Raw genomic sequence first — 17,276 nt, forward strand, 5'->3', positions numbered from 1 at the left:
AAAAGTTTGAAAAAAAATGAAATTTTTTTCAAAAGGTGTTGACAAGAATAAATAAACTTATTACCTTTGCAGCCCGATTCAGTTACAACTGACCGGAAATGAGCGATGCGGGCGTGGCGAAATTGGTAGACGTGCCAGACTTAGGATCTGGTGTCGCAAGGCATGGGGGTTCGAGTCCCTCCGCCCGTACAGACAACCCTCTGAACCTTGCCTGGTCAGGGGGTTTTTTAATAATACCAGTTCGTAACTCCATAGAACTTTATTTCGTTCAGTTATTTACTACTGAACGTGGCGGATTTTATCAAAATAAACCTCATATTCCTACATAATGGAAACAATATTCGACAAGACTTCTGCAACAAATGGCAGACTTAAAGTAAGTGTTACAGAGGCAGACTACAAGCCGGAAGTAGATAAGAAAATCAAGCAATATACAAAAACAGCACAGGTGAAAGGTTTTCGCCCGGGCATGGTTCCTAAAGAATATATCCAAAGATTATATGGTAAAAGCATTTTAGTTGACGAAGTTATCAATCTGGTTTCTAAAACAACTAACGAATATATTACCAGCAATAAATTACGTGTAGTAGGTGACCCAATGCCAGACAATGAACTATCTTCTAAAGTTGATTGGGATAATAGCAAAGAATTTTCTTTTGAATATGAATTAGGATTAGCTTCTGACTTTGCAGTTGATTTAAGTGCAATTCCTGCGATTGTTAACTACGACATCGAACCAACAGAAGAAAGAGTAACTGAAGCGATTGAAGATATTCGTCGTCGTTTTGGAAAAGATACAGAAGCAGAAGAGGTAGAGAAAGAAGATTTAGTATTTGGAATTTTGAAACAGGAGTCATCTGAAACTGAAATCAAAGATGCTACTATTTCAACTGGTCGTGTGCGTGAAGATGCTTTCCATATCTTTAAAGGCTTAGAAAAAGGAAGCAGCGTAAAATTTGATATTCAGTCGATCTTTGAAAATGCTAAAGATTTAGGTTTTGCTACTGGTAAAAGCGAAGAAGAAGCAGCTGCTTTGGCAGGTGAGTTTGATTTTACAGTAGAAAAAATTACAAGAGTTGCCCCTGCAGATATTGACCAGGAGTTTTTTGACAAAGCGATTGGTGCAGGTAAAGTAACTACTGAAGAAGAATTCAGAGAAGAAATCAAGAAGATTGTTAAAGAAAACTATGAGCGCGAAAGCGATTATTTATTAGACTTTGAAGTTGAAAAAACGCTTTTAGATAATATCCACATCGAATTGCCGGATACATTTTTGAAAAAATGGTTGTTGAATATCAACGAAGGTAAATTTACAGAAGAAGATATCGAAAAAGATTATGATGCTTTTGCCCGTGGTTTACGTATGGACTTGATTCGTAACGAAGTAGCAGCAAACAACGAAATCAAATTAGAGTATAATGATATTGTTGAAGAAGTGAAAGCTGAAATGCGTAACTATTTCGGTGCTTACTCTTACGAAGGTCTGGAAGACATCATCGACAATATGGCTCGTAAACAATTGAAAGAGAACAAAGATAACGCCGTACGTCGTTATACTGACCGTGCTTTTGGCAAGAAAGTACGTGAGTTCTTGAAAGCAAACCTGACAGTAGAAAAGAAAACTGTTAAAGTTGACGAATTCAATAAAATTGCAGAAGAGATTTACGCTTAATCTTTTGTAATAAGCATATATAAAAAATCCTCGTAGCTACGCTGCGAGGATTTTTTGTATATGATAGATTTGATAAAGTCTTAAGAAATCAGCACATTTCCTGTCATCTCCTGCGGAATCTCTACACCCATCAAAGTCAGGATAGTTGGCGCTATATCCCCTAACTTACCATCTTTTACCTGATAACGGTCGTTTTTATCAACAATAATACAAGGCACTAAATTAAGGGAGTGCTGCGTATTAGGTGTTTTATCATCATTAATCATATAATCGGCATTGCCGTGGTCGGCAATTACAATAGATGTGTAGCCATTTGCCAAAGCCGTATCTACTACTTGCTCCAAGCATTTATCAACTGCCTCAACTGCCTGCACTACAGCATTAAATACACCTGTATGCCCAACCATGTCAGGATTAGCGAAGTTCAGACAAACAAAGTCGACATCGTGTTTCTGTAATTCAGGCAATATAGAATTATCAATATCATAAGCTGCCATTTGTGGTTTTAAGTCATACGTAGGTACATCTTTTGGTGATGGACATAGTAAACGGCTTTCACCTGCAAACGGTTCTTCACGACCACCCGAGAAGAAGAAAGTAACGTGAGGATATTTCTCAGTTTCGGCAATACGAATCTGTTTTTTACCTGCTCTTTCTAAAACCTCGCCCAATGTATTAGTCAGATTATCTTTCTCATAAATTACATGTACATCATGGAAAGATTCATCATAATTAGTCATGGTGAGATAATACAATTTAAGCGCTTTCATCTCGTACTCAGGGAAATCCTGTTGAGTCAAAACTTCTGTGATTTCTCTACCACGGTCAGTACGGAAGTTGAAACACATCACTACATCGCCTTCTTCAATCAAACCAATTGGCGCATTGTTTTCAGTGATAACAATAGGTTTCAAGAATTCGTCAGTCACATTCTGGTCGTAAGAACCTTGGATGGTGTCTGATAATTTATCGATGGTAATAGTTGTTTCACCAACACCTTTTACCATTGCATCGTACGCCATTTTTACCCTTTCCCAACGTTTATCTCTATCCATCGCATAGTAACGACCCACCACAGTAGCAATTTTACCTGTCGAACTACTTAGATGGCTTTGTAAATCAGCTAAGAAACCTTTTCCGCTTTTAGGGTCACAATCACGACCATCGGTAAACGCATGAACAAATACATTTGATAAACCATAACCTGCCGCAGCACTGCAAAGTCCTTTCAAATGCTCAATGTGTGAGTGAACACCACCGTCAGAGGTTAAGCCGATAAAGTGTACTTTTTTGTTATTGGTTTTTGCGTAGGCAAAAGCATCCACCAAAACAGGTTCTTTGGCTAACTTGCCTTCTTCTACAGCTATGCTTATTTTTTCTAATTCCTGATATACCACACGCCCGGCACCTAGATTCATGTGTCCTACTTCCGAGTTGCCCATCTGCCCGTTAGGTAAACCAACGGCACGCCCACACGCTTCTAAAGTGCTGTGTGGATATTCTTTTAATAGTTTTCTGAAATAAGGTACATTGGCGGCATCAATGGCAGAACGCCATTCTTCGCCCGGTTTGGGAATTCCCCAGCCATCAAGGATTATTAAAATTACTTTCTTGTTCATAGTTTTTTACCCCGAAACCTTGTTTAAGGTAGTTTTATTAGAAACTTTTCATGCCTTGGGGTAGGGTTAAGCGCATGAAAGTTTCATAAATTTCTTTGTTGTTTCTACTCCACAAATTTACTTATTTTTTCTTCAAGTCTGCTAAAATCTTCTTTCCTCTGCTTAGAATAGCGGCCGAACCGTCCTGATTTTTCATGAGTACATCTTCTACAATCAATCGTAATTCCGGTTTAAGTTCAGGTATTTTTCTTGCGATATGATAACAGACTGTCATAGAAAAAACTTTAATGGCAATCGCTTCATTACTATTGATGAACCCGAAGCAGATGTCATAAATATCATCTATGTATTCGTCAGGAATATCTACATATTGCCATACCCGAACAATATTCCTTTTCACCGAATCAGATGCCATCGGCTCTTGTATTTTCTGAATGAAATTCCTGAAATAAGGAATAATCAGAAATGGATAACTATGGGCACACTCACCTAAAACCCATCCAGCTTTTTGTGTATGGATATACTGACCTCTCAGGAAGATATTCATTAAAACAGCAAAGCGTTCTGCATCAGCACCTATATAAGTAGCAATTTTACTTACCTGTGCCTTTGAGAACTCTCTGTTTATTTCGCTATCGATATGTAAGTCTGGAATAGTCATTGAGTGAGTTAGTGAATGAGTGATTTAGTGATTAATAAATTACAAATTAATGCATGCTCAGAAACTGTTAAGCGATAAACACTTTATATTTAGATAGACATCAAAATTATTTGGTAATTCATTATTTGTGATTCACAATTAAAATAATCACTCATTCACTAAATCGCTAAATCACTCAATGGCATTCTCCACCAGTCCATGCTTTTCAATCAAACTATCTAATAGCGCCTTGCAACTTCTTTGGACAATATGAAAAACCTCTTCAAAATCTAATTCTGAACCATAATATGGGTCAGGGACTTCTTTTACGCCTGTTACTTTCGGGTCATAGTCACGGAGTAAAAACAGTTTCTCGGTAGAAGGGGTTGTATGTTTTATTCTATAATACATTTCATACACATCCTTAAAATTGCTTTCGTCCATTACTACAATGTGATCGAAAGCATCTAAATCAGCTGCTTGAATCTCTCTGCCTTTATGAGTTAAGGCAATGCCATTATCTAAGGCATTTTTAATAGCCCGATGATCGGGAAGCTGCCCCGCATGCCAACCTTTAGTTCCGGCCGAATCACAAGAGAGTTTATCTTCTAAATTGTGTTTTTGAATCAGGTCATTGAAGACTCCTTCGGCAACCGGAGAGCGGCAAATGTTGCCCAGACAAACAAAAAGTACTTTTACCATAGTGTTATTGCGTGTGTAAATTTAATTTTCGTAAATTTATAGGATTGTTGTACTTGTTATACAGCGAAAAGGTTATTTTAATACACATTTAATAAACCTTTTCACCACCTACAAAGGTATTGCTAACCTTTATGCTTCGCAGTTTTTCTTTCGGTTCTTTCATAATATCAGCCTCTAATATTACAAAATCTGCCATTTTGCCATTTTCAATGCTGCCACGTTCTTTTTCTTCAAAATTTGCATAAGCACTCCAGATTGTCATAGCTTTTAAAGCTTGTTCACGTGTAAGTGCATTTTCCATCTGAAAGCCTCCATCAGGATAATTTTTATCGTCTTGACGTGCCACTGCAGAATGAAAACCAAATAATGGGTTCACATGTTCGACAGGAAAATCACTTCCGTTAGCAATTACCCCATTTTGTTTCAATAAATCCTGAAAAGCATAAGCTGTTTTTACCCGTTCACTACCCAGACGTTCGCCTGCCCAATACATATCTGAGGTAGCATGGGTAGCCTGAATAGACGGAATTACTGAATATTTGCCAAACTTAGGTACATCTTCTTTTGATACTACCTGACTATGCTCTATTCGCCAACGGCGTGCATTTTTGCCTTTCAATAATTTACCATATAAGTTCAGAATCAAACGATTAGCCGAGTCACCAATACAATGGGTATTAGCCTGAAAGTCTGAATTATAAATAGCTGTCAGGCTTCTCTCTAATTCAGTAGGGCTCAATAATAGGAATCCGGTTTTTTTAGGTTCGTCGCTATATGATTGTAATAAACAAGCCCCACGCGAGCCTAAAGCACCATCGGCATATAATTTAAAAGAACGTACATTCAGTCGGTCGGTTTTATAAGGCCCTTTTTTGATATAATAGTCCAGATTACGGATACCTAAAGAAACCATCACATAATCACGGATTTTCAATGTACCCGCTTTATTCATCTTATCAACTAATTCAATATCATCCTGATTAAGACCTGCATCAGAAACTGTAGTTAAGCCATATTTAAAGCACTCCTTTTGAGCCGCCAGAAGCATTGCTTGTTTTTCTTTCTCTGTTGCACCAGGGATTACTCTTTTCACTAAACCCATGGCATTATCCACCAGAATACCCGTTAATTGGCCGTCTATTACTTCTACATCACCACCATTTACTTTGCTGGCAGGAGAGATCTTGGCTAATTGAATAGCTTTCGAATTGATAAGAGCAGCATGCCCGTCAATACGAGTCAGCAGTACAGGTTTATTCGGAAAAGCTTTGTCTAATAATTCTTTAGTCGGAAATACTTTTACTTCCCAGTCGTTCTGGTCCCAGCCGCGACCGATAATCCATTGATGGTCTGGATGTTCAGCCGCAAATTTTTTTAAACGCTCAATGATTTCTTCATAAGATTTAGTATCCACTAAATCGCATTGATTAAGCATCTGTCCTAAACCCAGAAAGTGACTATGTGGGTCATAAAACCCCGGATATACAGATTTTTTATTGGCATCTATCTTTTGTTTGGCATTGTATTTTGCCAATATGTCCTTTGAGTTACCCACACCAATAAACTTACCATCTTTTACGGCAAAGGCTTCTGCAGTGCCAAACTCATTATTAACCGTATATACAACAGCATTGTGCACAATCAAATCGGCTTGTTGTTTCTGAGCCAATAGGGGAGAAAATAGGCTTAAACCGACAAATGCACTCAGTAAAAAGGTTTTTGAAGTGAAAATCATACAATCGTTTTAGTTTGTTATGCAAAGTATAAAAATGCCTTTCGATTTATCAAACAATCAGCCTAATTTGTTCTCTTAATGAGGCTGATGATACCCTCCTCGTTTCTTACCATTTCAAGCTCAAGTAATTGCAGATAACGATTCAGTAAATCAAACAAAGATTCATTTCCTTTGATGCATACATCAAAATACCAATCCAGCTTTTCGTTGGCTATTTCTTCACATACTAACTGATAATCTTCCATGCTATAGCCTTTGAAATGTCGGCCATATTGCTCCCACATCAGTTTCATCACGTCATCCAAAGAAAGCGTATGACTTGATACTTTTCTGATATGTAAATCTAATATCTGAGCAGCAATGGCTCCTTTATTATACACAGATACCTTTCGGTCGGGGATACTAGGGGTATATCCATCCAGCCATAAATCCCAAGATGATTCTACAAGTGATTGCGATGCCTTATCTGCATGGTCAAAATGGCGTTTAAAACAGGCCTCTAATTCTTTCAGGTATTGAGTTTCATCGAAAACTTTCGAGCGGCTCAGCATTAAATCACCATAATAAGTGGTTACCCCTTCTGCTACAAAACAAGTCGGGAAATAATTTTCTTTGGTGTAATCATAAGGCAATAACTCAATCGGGCGAATCTTGCAGATATTCCAGGTATGGAAAAGCTCGTGTGAAGCCAGGCCTAACAAATCAATGTATAATTCTTCAAAATTCTGGCTATCCGGCCCTAAAACCTGCATGGTAGAACTTCTATGTTCAACGCCATGATAATAAGGCACAGGAAGTACCCATGTCAGGAAATGATATTCTTTTTCAGGGAATTCGCCAAAAACATTGATTTGTTCCTGCGTAAATTTCTTGAAATCTGATTTAATACGCTTAAAATCAGGCTGAAAATTGCCTTCAAACCATAAATTAAATTTTACTTTGCCTATCTTATAAGAATCATGTTTCAGTGTCGGACTCACAATAAAAGGGCTGTCTGCCAGATGATAAAAATCTTTGAAGCTCAGTTCATATACCCCTTTTTCGGGAAAATGAATGATGTCATTGATTCCTGCAATTTTTTCATTGGCTCGTAAATGTAGTTCTATGGTGCAGGCTTCATCAATTTTTCCCTCTGCATAAATACATAAATTGACAGGATTTACATAAAAAGTATGCTCGTCTACAGAGCTACTTCCTGCATTGATGATGTTGGCATAGTAATTATAACGAGCCACAAGGCTTTTTGCTCCATTCATCTGCACTTCCCATCGGTCTTTGGTAGTTTTTCGGGCTACTAGCTTTTGCCCGTTTTCGTCAAAAATTTCAAAAGACTGTATGTTTTTGGCAAAGTTTTGTAATTCGTAGCGCCCCGGACGCCAGGCTGGTAATTGTAATTCAACCTTATCGCTGGTGAGATTATCAATAAAACACTCGACATCTATAAAATGTGAGGTTCGGTCTTTGGAATAAATTTTATAATGCATGAAACAATTTTTTGCGCCTATGTTGGCTTTCTAAAAATTAATACGTATTTTTGCAGTCCGTTATGAAAAGCACGGATTATTTAGCAATATAGGAACAAAAATTAATAATTATAATGAAACGTACATTCCAACCATCAAACAGAAAGCGTCGTAACAAACACGGATTCCGTGAGCGTATGGAAACTGCTAATGGCAGACGCGTATTGGCTGCACGTCGTGCACGTGGCAGATGGAAATTGACTGTTTCTGACGAGAAAAAACATAAATAATCTCGTTTTTAGCAGTTTGATAGTTCAAAATTTACGATTTGTAAATGAGACATAATCAAGATATTATAGCCACCAATCGGTGGCTTTTTTATTAGATTTGTATGAGATTTAACTGATAGATTGGTGAAAAAAACTTTCAAAAAAAATGAAAGATTATGCAGCCTGAAGATAATAGGCAGCCTTTTTGACAGAAAAAACTCTGCCAACGAAGGTGTTTTTGCTTATCCTATCAGAGTGGTTTGTAAGCCATCAGAAGAAGCACTCACACAAGTACTTTTTTCGGTACCTAAGCGCCAGTTCAAACATGCGGTTGACCGAAATCTGATTCGCCGACGCATGAAAGAAGCTTATCGGTTGAATAAAGAGCTACTCTCGAAGCCCTATTATATTACTTTTATTTATGTAGGTAAAGTGATAGAAAACTATGCAGTGATTGAAAAAGGGATGAAGAATAGCCTTAAAAAATTACAGGGTTAATATTATTTCTTGGCATTGTCTACGCTCCATTTCCCTGGCCCTATGAAAAAGTAAATCATAGCCAATAAGGCAAATAAAAATGGGTATTGGTCTTCGTACCAGAATTTGCCATTGCCTATTTTGAAGCAGATAAACAGCATGGTTAGGGTGACAAGTATGGCAGCAGGGCGTGTCAGGAAACCGATGGTCAATAAAATTCCACCGACTAATTCACTGCCTTTCCCGAGGTAGGCAAAGAGAAGTGGGAAAGGCATACTTTTGAAAGAATCCCATGAGGCATAATCCTGCATTTTGGCACTTTCGAATATTTCCAGACCATGATAAATAAGGAATAGTCCGATAATGATACGGATAATAGCAAATCCGGTATTATTAGCTTCTTTCATTTCGTCGAGGGTTTTGAGTGTTGTCTTAACAACAAAATTAGAATAATTTTTTAATAACAAATCTCCCCTTAACTATTTTATAAAGTGTTGATAATTAGTTATTTTTTCAGTTTCTCCCGAATCTCTATTAACTTATCTTCATAAGAAGCACCTACCGAAATTTCATTACCCGCTATCCAGACCGACTGACGTGTGAGTTTCTGAATTTTATTAATGGCAACAATATAAGAACGATGAATCCGGACAAATTGATTGGGGGGTAAGATACTCAACGTTTCAGTGATATTCTGGCGGCTTAATAGTTTCTTGTTTTTCAGAATAAACGACATATAGTTACCTTCTGCCTCAACATATAGAATATCGTCGAAGAAAACCTTTTCTTCTTCGTAGCCTGTTTTTAAAAACATGAAATCAGGAGTACTTTCTTTAGTGAACTGGCTGATTTCCAAGGCTTTATTACAGGCCTTAGTAAAACGTGCCAGCGAAAAAGGTTTCAAAAGATAATCAATGGCATCCAGCTCGAAACCTTTTACCGCATATTCAGAATAAGCAGTGGTAAATACCACCATTGGTACTTTTTGAAGAATATGAATAAACTCAATGCCTGATATATCAGGCATTTTTATGTCGAGAAATAATAAGTCGATTTTGTGTTGCTGCAAATAGGGGATAGCTTCAAAAGCGTCCGTAAAAGTGGCTTTCAGGTCAAGAAAGGGTACTCTTGAAGCATGCATTTCTACAACTTCAAGGGCGCGAGGCTCATCATCTATGGCAATGGCGGTCAGCATTAGCAGGTTTTTAGAAACAAAAATAGTGTTTTATTAAATTGATTTATAGCTTCTAGTCAACAACAAACTATCTAATTGCTTATACAGACCCTTCAAATCAGTGGGTCTTACTGCATGGCTATTGATAATCTTCCCATCTTCGTCAACAATAAATTGCCATGGATAATAAGGTACCTCGCCTTTATCTTCTTTGACTGTCTGGTTAAAAAGTTTCCAACTAAATTCTTTGTTCACTAAGTAGTGCTGCCCCTTGGCATGAGCAGACGCCAATTTACGACGCCATAATACATTATTACTGATGTCTCTTAGAGGATAACTGCTTTCGGAGCATATATAAACAAAGGTAATGGGCTTGTCTTTATAGCGTGCCTGCAAATGCGGCACGTAGTCTCGCAATTCTACGAAACAAGCACCGCAATTAACAGACGAGTGGTCGACATACAATAATGAACCTTTGTATTTATCTAATATCTGACTCAGGTCACTCACCTCTAATGCCTCTTCTATATGAATCTCTTTATTGAGTTTCGATTCATAATATTTATTAGCCGAAAAAGAGCCGATAATGATTACTACAAATACAATGGAACAAGTAATCAGGAATATTTTAGTGAGCTTTTTCATCGTTTTATTGTTTGTTGGCTAGTATCTGATTTAACATTCTTTTCCCGCCCTCATTATTAGGGTTCATCCCTATAGATTTCTGATACATGATAATCGCTTCTTCGCGCTTGCCATTAGCATTGAGTGCTTCGGCATAACTATCATAAACATTAAAGCTATTCGGAAACAGGAGTGTGTTTATCTTGAAGGTCTCTAGCGAATATTGTTTTTTATTAGCCTGAAATAGCAAGTCATACCCAAGCCAGTTCATTTCATTTTCTGATAAATAGTAATTTGTACTATCAGTTTTGAGTTCATTAAATACAGTTACGGCACGGTCAATACCATCGCGAATTAAAGTAGAACCATATTTACGGGCTAGTGATTTTTTATAAAATATTTTCTTGGGTGTTTTACCGTTCAGAATTTCTAAAGAGGCGCGTATTTTACCATAAAAAGCTAATCCTTCCCGTTCTACGTTCTGATACATAATGACCGTTTGATTTTTTGTCAGGTTTCTGTAAAAATTGGTTGCCAAGCCAAAAAGATGCCCACCATGACTTACTGCTTTACCCAACTCTTCATCTTCGTATATTTCCCAACCTAAGCCATAAGAACTTTTACCTAAGAGAGACATTTCACCACCAAATGGGTCATAGTGAATCGTGCCATTATTCAATCGGGTAGGAGTGAAGGCTTCGTCCAGACTGCTTTGTGAAAGTAATTTTCCACTATACAATGCCTGATCATAATTCAGCATATCAGTCGTAGTAGTCATGATATTGCTATCGCCATAAGTACCGCCACAATTGTAGGTACAATATTTAATTCCCCCGAATCGGATAGAATCTACACTTTTATAAGTATCGTCGTACCAAGTAACCAATCTGTGATTTACTACTTGATTTTTTGGTATTTCGGTGGCCCCTATTCGTAGATACGTATTAGTCATATTAGCAGGCTCTAAGATGTTTTTCTTCAAATAAGTCGCAAATGGCATTTTGCTTACTTTTTCAACTAATAGCGCCAATAGAGCGTAATTAGTATTGCAATATTTCCATTTATCTCCCGGTTCGAAATAGAGTTTTTGATTCCAGTTTTTCAGAATAGGAATAACCGCCTGATTTCTGATAATACTATCTGCTTTGGCATTCACTACCGATTCATACAACTCTAAATCAGGCAAGCCGGAAGTATGCGAGAGCAAATGTTTGATAGTGATACTTGGGAATGGAAACTCAGGGAAGTATTTTACAAACGTATCTTCCAGTTTCAATTTCTTCTTTTCTTTCAACTGCAAAACAGCGACTGAAGTAAAAGTCTTAGAAATAGAAGCCAGATTGAAACGGGAGTCAATAGTATTAGGTGTTTTATTGGCAAAATCAGCATAGCCTAAGCCTTTTTGGTAGATAATTTTGCCTTTTTCAGCCACCAGAATACCTCCGTTGAAATCTTCATTCTGGGTGAGTTTTGTAAATAAAGAGTCTATTTTTTTAGTAGCTGTATTTTGCGCTTGTGCTAGAGTCAAGGCAATAAAATAGATAATAGTAATAATAAATAGCTTTTTCATAATTGTATATTGTAAAGAGTATCACCAATAAGTAATTGTAAGAGAAACAAAGAAATCCTGTTCGCTTTTCTGAATATCCAGGGCATAGCGATTTTTGTAAATCAATTCTAAGCGTTTTTTTACGTTTTCCAGCCCGATGCCATTATTGTCTTTTTCAGGGTCTAATTCAGATTTGGCGTGCAGTGAATTGTGGACTTTGAAATAAAGCTTTGTATCATCAAAGGTAAGCGTAATAAATATCCACGAAGGATTACGGAAACTAATACCATGTTTAAAAGCATTTTCAATGAATGGATTCAGGAGCATGGGAGCAATAAAAATATCTCTGTCGGATGGCTGAATATTGACTTTGATTTCTATATTGTCAGATTCAGCAATACGCATCCGTTGTATCTCAATGTAGTTTTGCAGGTATTCAATTTCCTTATTGAGCGGAATTCGATCCTGATTATTCTCATTCAACATAAAGCGCATCATATCGCCTAACTTTTGTATACCATCAGCCGTTTTATCTGCATTTTCTTTCAATGAAACCGAATAAAGTGTATTTAAGGCATTAAATAAAAAGTGTGGATTTATCTGTGACCGAAGCGAAGAAAGCTCGGCTGTTTTTTGAGTAAAGAGTGTACGTAATTGAAGTTTTTCTTTAAAGAACACATTTTTCAAAAAAGCGATAATGGCCGAAGAAAAAACAATAATAAAGAATACAATGAATAGGGCTTCTAAATGAAACCCGAATCGAAAAAAGCCATTAGAAGTCCAGTAAACTAATTGAATGGAATAAAAAACAAGACTACCCACTCCACAAACAGCCAGAAACATGGTAATGCCTATCGAAAATTCTTTTGAACGCAGATTGGCTATAAAAGGCATTACTCTGTTAGTAAAAACTTCCTGAGCCAGATAGGTAGTGCCTAAAACAATAGCCACGAATACAATATCCCGAAGGTCTCCATTCCAGTAATTGACAGGTAACTGGCCAACTAACGCGAACAGCAAAAGAGATAAAGCAACAAAAGTTACCAGCATGTAGTCGAGATATTGGTAATTCTTCTCAGGTTCTTCATGCAGTTTGGTTTTGATAAAATAATAAAACTGCATAACCAGTTCATAAAGACCTATAATGGTTAGTAAAGCAATCGTATTACTTAGCAAATGGGCTTTGCGAAACAGGGAATAAACCTTAAAATCAATAATCTGCCCCGAATTATCTAACCTGAAACGCCAGTAAAGTTTGAAGAAATCATAAAAAAAGACACTTGCCAGACTTAAAACAGCCGTCAGAAACAAATAGGTAAAAAACAAGCTTTGCTCTTGCCCTTTCGATTTCCAACGTGGGAAAGCCAGATAATGAAAGGTTGCCCAGGCTAAAAAGAAAAAGACACCAGCAGCAATGGTTGGAAAAATAGTGTTGAGTATGTGATTATAAGAAGCCAGACTTTCCCAGATACTATGGATTGTCCTTGGATATAAATCGGCAGAGGCGTTATGAGTAGTTCTTTCCGCCAGCTCGACATCTCTGTCGAACTGGGCGGCCATTTGAAACAAACGTCGAGTGATGTATATGGTAAATGCCAGAAGGATAAACCAAAACTCGTAGCGCCTGAATTGTTTAAATGATTGCATAGCTTTTTCGTAATTTTTCAACAAAGCTATGGCTCAATCAACTGTGCGAGTAGATAATGTTATGAAAACCCTAAAAAATGTGATGAATTTTTAGAAGCCAATCTTTTTTCGTTCTTCCTGTGGCTCTGTTTGTTGCGTGCCCAGACGTAGTAAATCGCCCAATAAGCGTTGTTGTTCAAATTTTTCACGCCAGTAGTGAGCGGCTAATTGCCATTTTTCTACATCTGCTTTCAGTTTTTCGTTTTCTAATTGCAGTTTTTCTAAAGCAAAATCTACGGGCTGTAAATCTACACCCAACCATTCTAATAGATTTGCCTTTAATAAATTGGCTATTTCTGTGGCTCTGGCAATAGTCAATTCGGTTTTATTGCGTTCAATATCGCCATAAGCAGTGGTAGAAACCCCTAGCATATCGGCCATATTTTCCTGCGAAAAGCCTTTTTGCAGGCGCGCCTGACGAATTTTTTCTCCAATAATTATCGCTTTCGTTTCCATAAGCAATCGTCAAAAATTAATAGGTGTTTCTTGAAATAGTATAAAAAGCCATTTATAGAATACTAACGCTTTTTAGCTTATAATCTGTTCAATGATAAGTATTTATGTGGTCATAAATATATAATATAGAAAGGTCTTATTTAACTGCTCAGATTGTAAAATCAGTTTATCCGATAAAATATCTGAAATTCTGACTACAATTTACTGAAAGAAATGACATCTTTGTATCGAACAAAACGGAAATATAGAAAGTTCTACTGTAGAACTTCACACAGATTTTTCGTGTTGAATAATAAATAAACACATATTAAATAGAAGATTGAAAATGCATTTTGGAGAAGAATTCCGTAAGTATGCTGTAAATCATCTCGGTATGAGTGGTTTGGCACTTGATGATTACATGAAACACAATGTCACTAACATGACGCCTAACATCATTGAAGAACGCCCGATGCGTTTTGCTGCGATTGATGTATTCTCACGTCTGATTATGGACAGAATTATTTTCCTGGGTACAGCTGTAGATGATTATGTAGCCAATGTGGTAGTAGCACAGTTGTTGTTCCTTGAGTCAGTTGATGCGAAAAAAGACGTGTTAATGTATATTAATAGCCCTGGTGGCTCGGTATATGCCGGTTTAGGTATGTATGACACTATGCAGTATGTGCGCCCGGATGTTGCTACTATCTGTACTTCTTTGGCTGCCTCTATGGGAGCTGTATTGTTGGCAGGTGGTGCAGCAGGTAAACGTTCGGCTTTACCTCATGCACGTGTGATGATTCACCAACCAAGTGGTGGCGCGCAAGGACAATCGCGTGACATGGAGATTACTGTAAAAGAAATCATCAAACTTCGTAAAGAGTTGTATGAAATCCTGGCAAGTCATACCGGAAAAACTGTTGAACAAGTTGAAGCAGATTCAGACCGTGACTACTGGATGAAAGCTGATGAAGCCAAAGAATATGGCTTGATTGATGAAGTTTTAGTACGCGATAAATAAGCGTTAAAACAGTAATAAAGCATCATGAAAATGGGATTTTTCTATGCAGTAAAAAGCATAGGGAATCCCTTTTTTTGTGGCTGGTACTTATGTTTTTTGAAATTCTTAATATTAGAAAAGTGCAATTTTGTGTTTTTATTTTTGACTTTCTTATTATTAAATCTAGTAAGTATTTTTTGAATAAAATATTTCAGAGGATCAGCTGAAATCCGAGAACTTAGTGTAAGCAAATTGTTAAGCCTTTTCGAGTTTTAAAATTGTTTAGTAATAGGGATATAAATGGTTTTAAGATTATTTTAAGAAATTTTTATTTTTAAATTGTTGATAGTCAGTGATTTAAAAATTTTTTCAAAAAAAGTTAAAAAAAAATTTGGAAAGTAGAAAATAAAATGCGCTATCTTTGCAGCATCAAAAACAAGAAAACAATGTACCAATCAGAAAAACACATAGCGCCGATTAGTAGCACAGATATGCTATCGTTTGTGAGAGGGAATTGTTGGGCTTTAAGTAAATTGAGGTAGAAGTTTTACACCAAAATATACAAAGCCCGGCCTTCAAAGAAAGTCGGGCTTTTTTAATGCAAAAGCCACTAGTTTAATCAATTGTAGAACCAAAATTTTAAAGATATAATATTTTCAATGTTTATCAGAAATACATATCAACATCAAAGCATTTCCCTAAGTCCGAAACGATTTAAGGTGACCTTCCTATACCGGATTGAAAATTTAGGCGGAGCGTCATTTGTCGATTGGACAGCGGAACCAAGAATGGGGAAACGGCTGAGGTACGTATATTTATGCACATAGATTGTTCTGTTCAGAACGCCGCATAAAGCCCGACCTCAGCCACAAACGAGGTCGGGCTTTTTGTTTTAGCCCGGTTGATTTCAAAAATTCAAATGAAACGATTATGGGCAAGCATATATCAAAACTTGAACGTCAAAGAATTTTACAACAAAAGCAGGATAGAGAAGAGCTTTTGAAACAGAAGTTTTCTCAGGCAGATAAACTAAACAAGAGTTTCTTAGTGGTTATCGATCAGGCGCTTAATAGAAATCTGAGAAATGAAAACCAAAACAATGATAGATTTCAGTTTTTTGCAAACTTTCTGTCACAGCATGAAGCCGTAAACAAAAAAATAGTGATGGAACCCTGGATTGACAATCTGGTTTTCATGACAAAGCAATTAGAAAGAAAATGTCCGAAGTGGTTTAAGGATATGTATTTCATAGAAGCGTTAACGGTAGTTGCCAGGCATCGTAGTCTATGGATTCGTCCGTTGGAAAAATGGAAACCCAAAATGAAAAGCGAGCATCAGCGGTTTAAAGAATTGATTGCCTATTTATTTGCAGAATACCGTTTTCCAACCTTTTTGAATTATATTTTTTTCAACCCGGAAGATTATTTCTTTATCAGAGACTTCATCTTCTTAGCACAAGGGGGCAGTATCAAAGCCATTAGTTCGGCTATACCACTCAACCAGAAAATGAAAGTTGAGTTTACCAGAAGTCTGGAAGGATTCAGAGTCTTCGAAGCTTTCAGATACGCACAAGTCCTAGGTTTGGGAGGAGATGAAATGCTGGCTTATCATTTAGCCTACTCCTGGTTAGGTCGAAACGAAATCCGTGACGAACCTTTGTGGGAAACGTTTATTAGAATTCTGATTGCAGGGGGTGATTTCAGTCATAAAAAAATTGGAGACCTAATAGACTATGTTCGTTTTGAACTCAACCAGAATCAGGCTTATTCGCTGAAAGGTAGAACTTTAAGTTCATTGATTCGTCAGACTGATAGATGGCATGAGGGCCTAAAGAAATCGCAAGCTGTAAAAGCACAATCGCAATGGAAACCAGCTTTTTTCCAACCTTTTGAAATTATTGAAGGAAAAGGAGTCAATGAAATTCAATACAAAATGGTTGAATTATCATCAGATGAGGAATTAGTAGCTGAAGGGATGAAAATGAGAAATTGCGTGGCTTCGTATACCCGCTATTGTGTTAACGGAGAGTCTAGCATTGTTTCTTTACGAAAATATCAATGCGGATTTGAAGTAGAACGCTTGGCAACGGTAGATGTCGAGGTAAGGAATAAACGAATTGTACAGGCTAAAGCTCGTTTTAACAGACCTATAAGTCCTAAGGCGACGACTCTATTAAGTGAATGGGCTGAAAAACATGGATTTAAAGTAGATGAATATTTATAATATCTAAG

At 37.0% G+C, this 17,276-nt stretch carries 16 protein-coding genes and 1 tRNA gene; 6 read left to right on the forward strand and 11 right to left on the reverse strand.

Going from position 1 to position 17,276, the window contains the following annotated elements; genetic code table 11:
- Window positions 1-107 precede the first annotated feature (107 nt).
- Window positions 108-189 (forward strand) — tRNA-Leu (locus ACYVFA_RS10200).
- A 139-nt stretch (window positions 190-328) separates the two neighbouring features.
- Complete coding sequence (locus ACYVFA_RS10205; protein WP_460471723.1) at window positions 329-1,672, forward strand: trigger factor; 1,344 nt, start codon at window positions 329-331, stop codon at window positions 1,670-1,672.
- An 80-nt stretch (window positions 1,673-1,752) separates the two neighbouring features.
- On the opposite strand, the gene gpmI is transcribed toward ACYVFA_RS10205, so the two are convergent.
- The 5 genes from gpmI to ACYVFA_RS10230 form a co-directional block, all read right to left on the reverse strand.
- Window positions 1,753-3,291, reverse strand: a complete 1,539-nt coding sequence (gene gpmI / locus ACYVFA_RS10210; RefSeq protein WP_460471724.1) for a 2,3-bisphosphoglycerate-independent phosphoglycerate mutase — start codon at window positions 3,289-3,291, stop codon at window positions 1,753-1,755.
- A gap of 121 nt (window positions 3,292-3,412) precedes the next feature.
- Entirely contained in the window at window positions 3,413-3,952 is a 540-nt protein-coding gene (locus tag ACYVFA_RS10215) for a hypothetical protein (RefSeq protein WP_460471725.1), read from the reverse strand.
- Window positions 3,953-4,123: 171 nt separating this feature from the next.
- A complete protein-coding gene (locus ACYVFA_RS10220) occupies window positions 4,124-4,633 on the reverse strand; it encodes a low molecular weight protein-tyrosine-phosphatase (RefSeq protein ID WP_460471726.1) in 510 nt (169 codons plus the stop codon).
- An 88-nt stretch (window positions 4,634-4,721) separates the two neighbouring features.
- Window positions 4,722-6,368, reverse strand: coding sequence for an amidohydrolase (locus ACYVFA_RS10225; protein WP_460471727.1), 1,647 nt, complete (start codon window positions 6,366-6,368; stop codon window positions 4,722-4,724).
- A gap of 62 nt (window positions 6,369-6,430) precedes the next feature.
- Entirely contained in the window at window positions 6,431-7,852 is a 1,422-nt protein-coding gene (locus ACYVFA_RS10230; RefSeq protein WP_460471728.1) for a M61 family metallopeptidase, read from the reverse strand.
- A gap of 113 nt (window positions 7,853-7,965) precedes the next feature.
- Between ACYVFA_RS10230 and rpmH the strand changes: the two genes are divergently transcribed.
- Together rpmH and ACYVFA_RS10240 are read left to right on the forward strand one after the other, a co-directional pair.
- On the forward strand, window positions 7,966-8,121 hold the full coding sequence (gene rpmH, locus ACYVFA_RS10235) for a 50S ribosomal protein L34 (protein ID WP_116985206.1): 156 nt from the start codon (window positions 7,966-7,968) through the stop codon (window positions 8,119-8,121).
- Window positions 8,122-8,244: 123 nt separating this feature from the next.
- The gene (locus tag ACYVFA_RS10240; protein ID WP_460471729.1) at window positions 8,245-8,598 is read left to right on the forward strand and encodes a ribonuclease P protein component; all 354 of its coding nucleotides are present in this window, start codon (window positions 8,245-8,247) and stop codon (window positions 8,596-8,598) included.
- A 2-nt stretch (window positions 8,599-8,600) separates the two neighbouring features.
- On the opposite strand, the gene ACYVFA_RS10245 is transcribed toward ACYVFA_RS10240, so the two are convergent.
- From ACYVFA_RS10245 to ACYVFA_RS10270, 6 genes are all read right to left on the reverse strand, one after another.
- Window positions 8,601-8,984, reverse strand: a complete 384-nt coding sequence (locus ACYVFA_RS10245) for a DoxX family protein (protein WP_460471730.1) — start codon at window positions 8,982-8,984, stop codon at window positions 8,601-8,603.
- A 98-nt stretch (window positions 8,985-9,082) separates the two neighbouring features.
- Complete coding sequence (locus tag ACYVFA_RS10250; protein ID WP_460471731.1) at window positions 9,083-9,772, reverse strand: LytR/AlgR family response regulator transcription factor; 690 nt, start codon at window positions 9,770-9,772, stop codon at window positions 9,083-9,085.
- Between the two features lie 33 nt (window positions 9,773-9,805).
- The gene (locus tag ACYVFA_RS10255) at window positions 9,806-10,396 is read right to left on the reverse strand and encodes a TlpA family protein disulfide reductase (protein ID WP_460471732.1); all 591 of its coding nucleotides are present in this window, start codon (window positions 10,394-10,396) and stop codon (window positions 9,806-9,808) included.
- Window positions 10,397-10,400: 4 nt separating this feature from the next.
- Entirely contained in the window at window positions 10,401-11,945 is a 1,545-nt protein-coding gene (locus tag ACYVFA_RS10260) for a serine hydrolase (RefSeq protein ID WP_460471733.1), read from the reverse strand.
- A 21-nt stretch (window positions 11,946-11,966) separates the two neighbouring features.
- A complete protein-coding gene (locus ACYVFA_RS10265) occupies window positions 11,967-13,571 on the reverse strand; it encodes a sensor histidine kinase (RefSeq protein WP_460471734.1) in 1,605 nt (534 codons plus the stop codon).
- Between the two features lie 90 nt (window positions 13,572-13,661).
- On the reverse strand, window positions 13,662-14,066 hold the full coding sequence (locus tag ACYVFA_RS10270) for a helix-turn-helix domain-containing protein (RefSeq protein ID WP_460471735.1): 405 nt from the start codon (window positions 14,064-14,066) through the stop codon (window positions 13,662-13,664).
- A 325-nt stretch (window positions 14,067-14,391) separates the two neighbouring features.
- Between ACYVFA_RS10270 and ACYVFA_RS10275 the strand changes: the two genes are divergently transcribed.
- On the forward strand, window positions 14,392-15,066 hold the full coding sequence (locus ACYVFA_RS10275; protein ID WP_181842393.1) for a ClpP family protease: 675 nt from the start codon (window positions 14,392-14,394) through the stop codon (window positions 15,064-15,066).
- A 909-nt stretch (window positions 15,067-15,975) separates the two neighbouring features.
- Window positions 15,976-17,268, forward strand: coding sequence for a PcfJ domain-containing protein (locus ACYVFA_RS10280; protein WP_460471736.1), 1,293 nt, complete (start codon window positions 15,976-15,978; stop codon window positions 17,266-17,268).
- The last annotated feature ends 8 nt before the right edge of the window (window positions 17,269-17,276 follow it).

It is taken from the genome of Emticicia fontis (assembly GCF_054779675.1).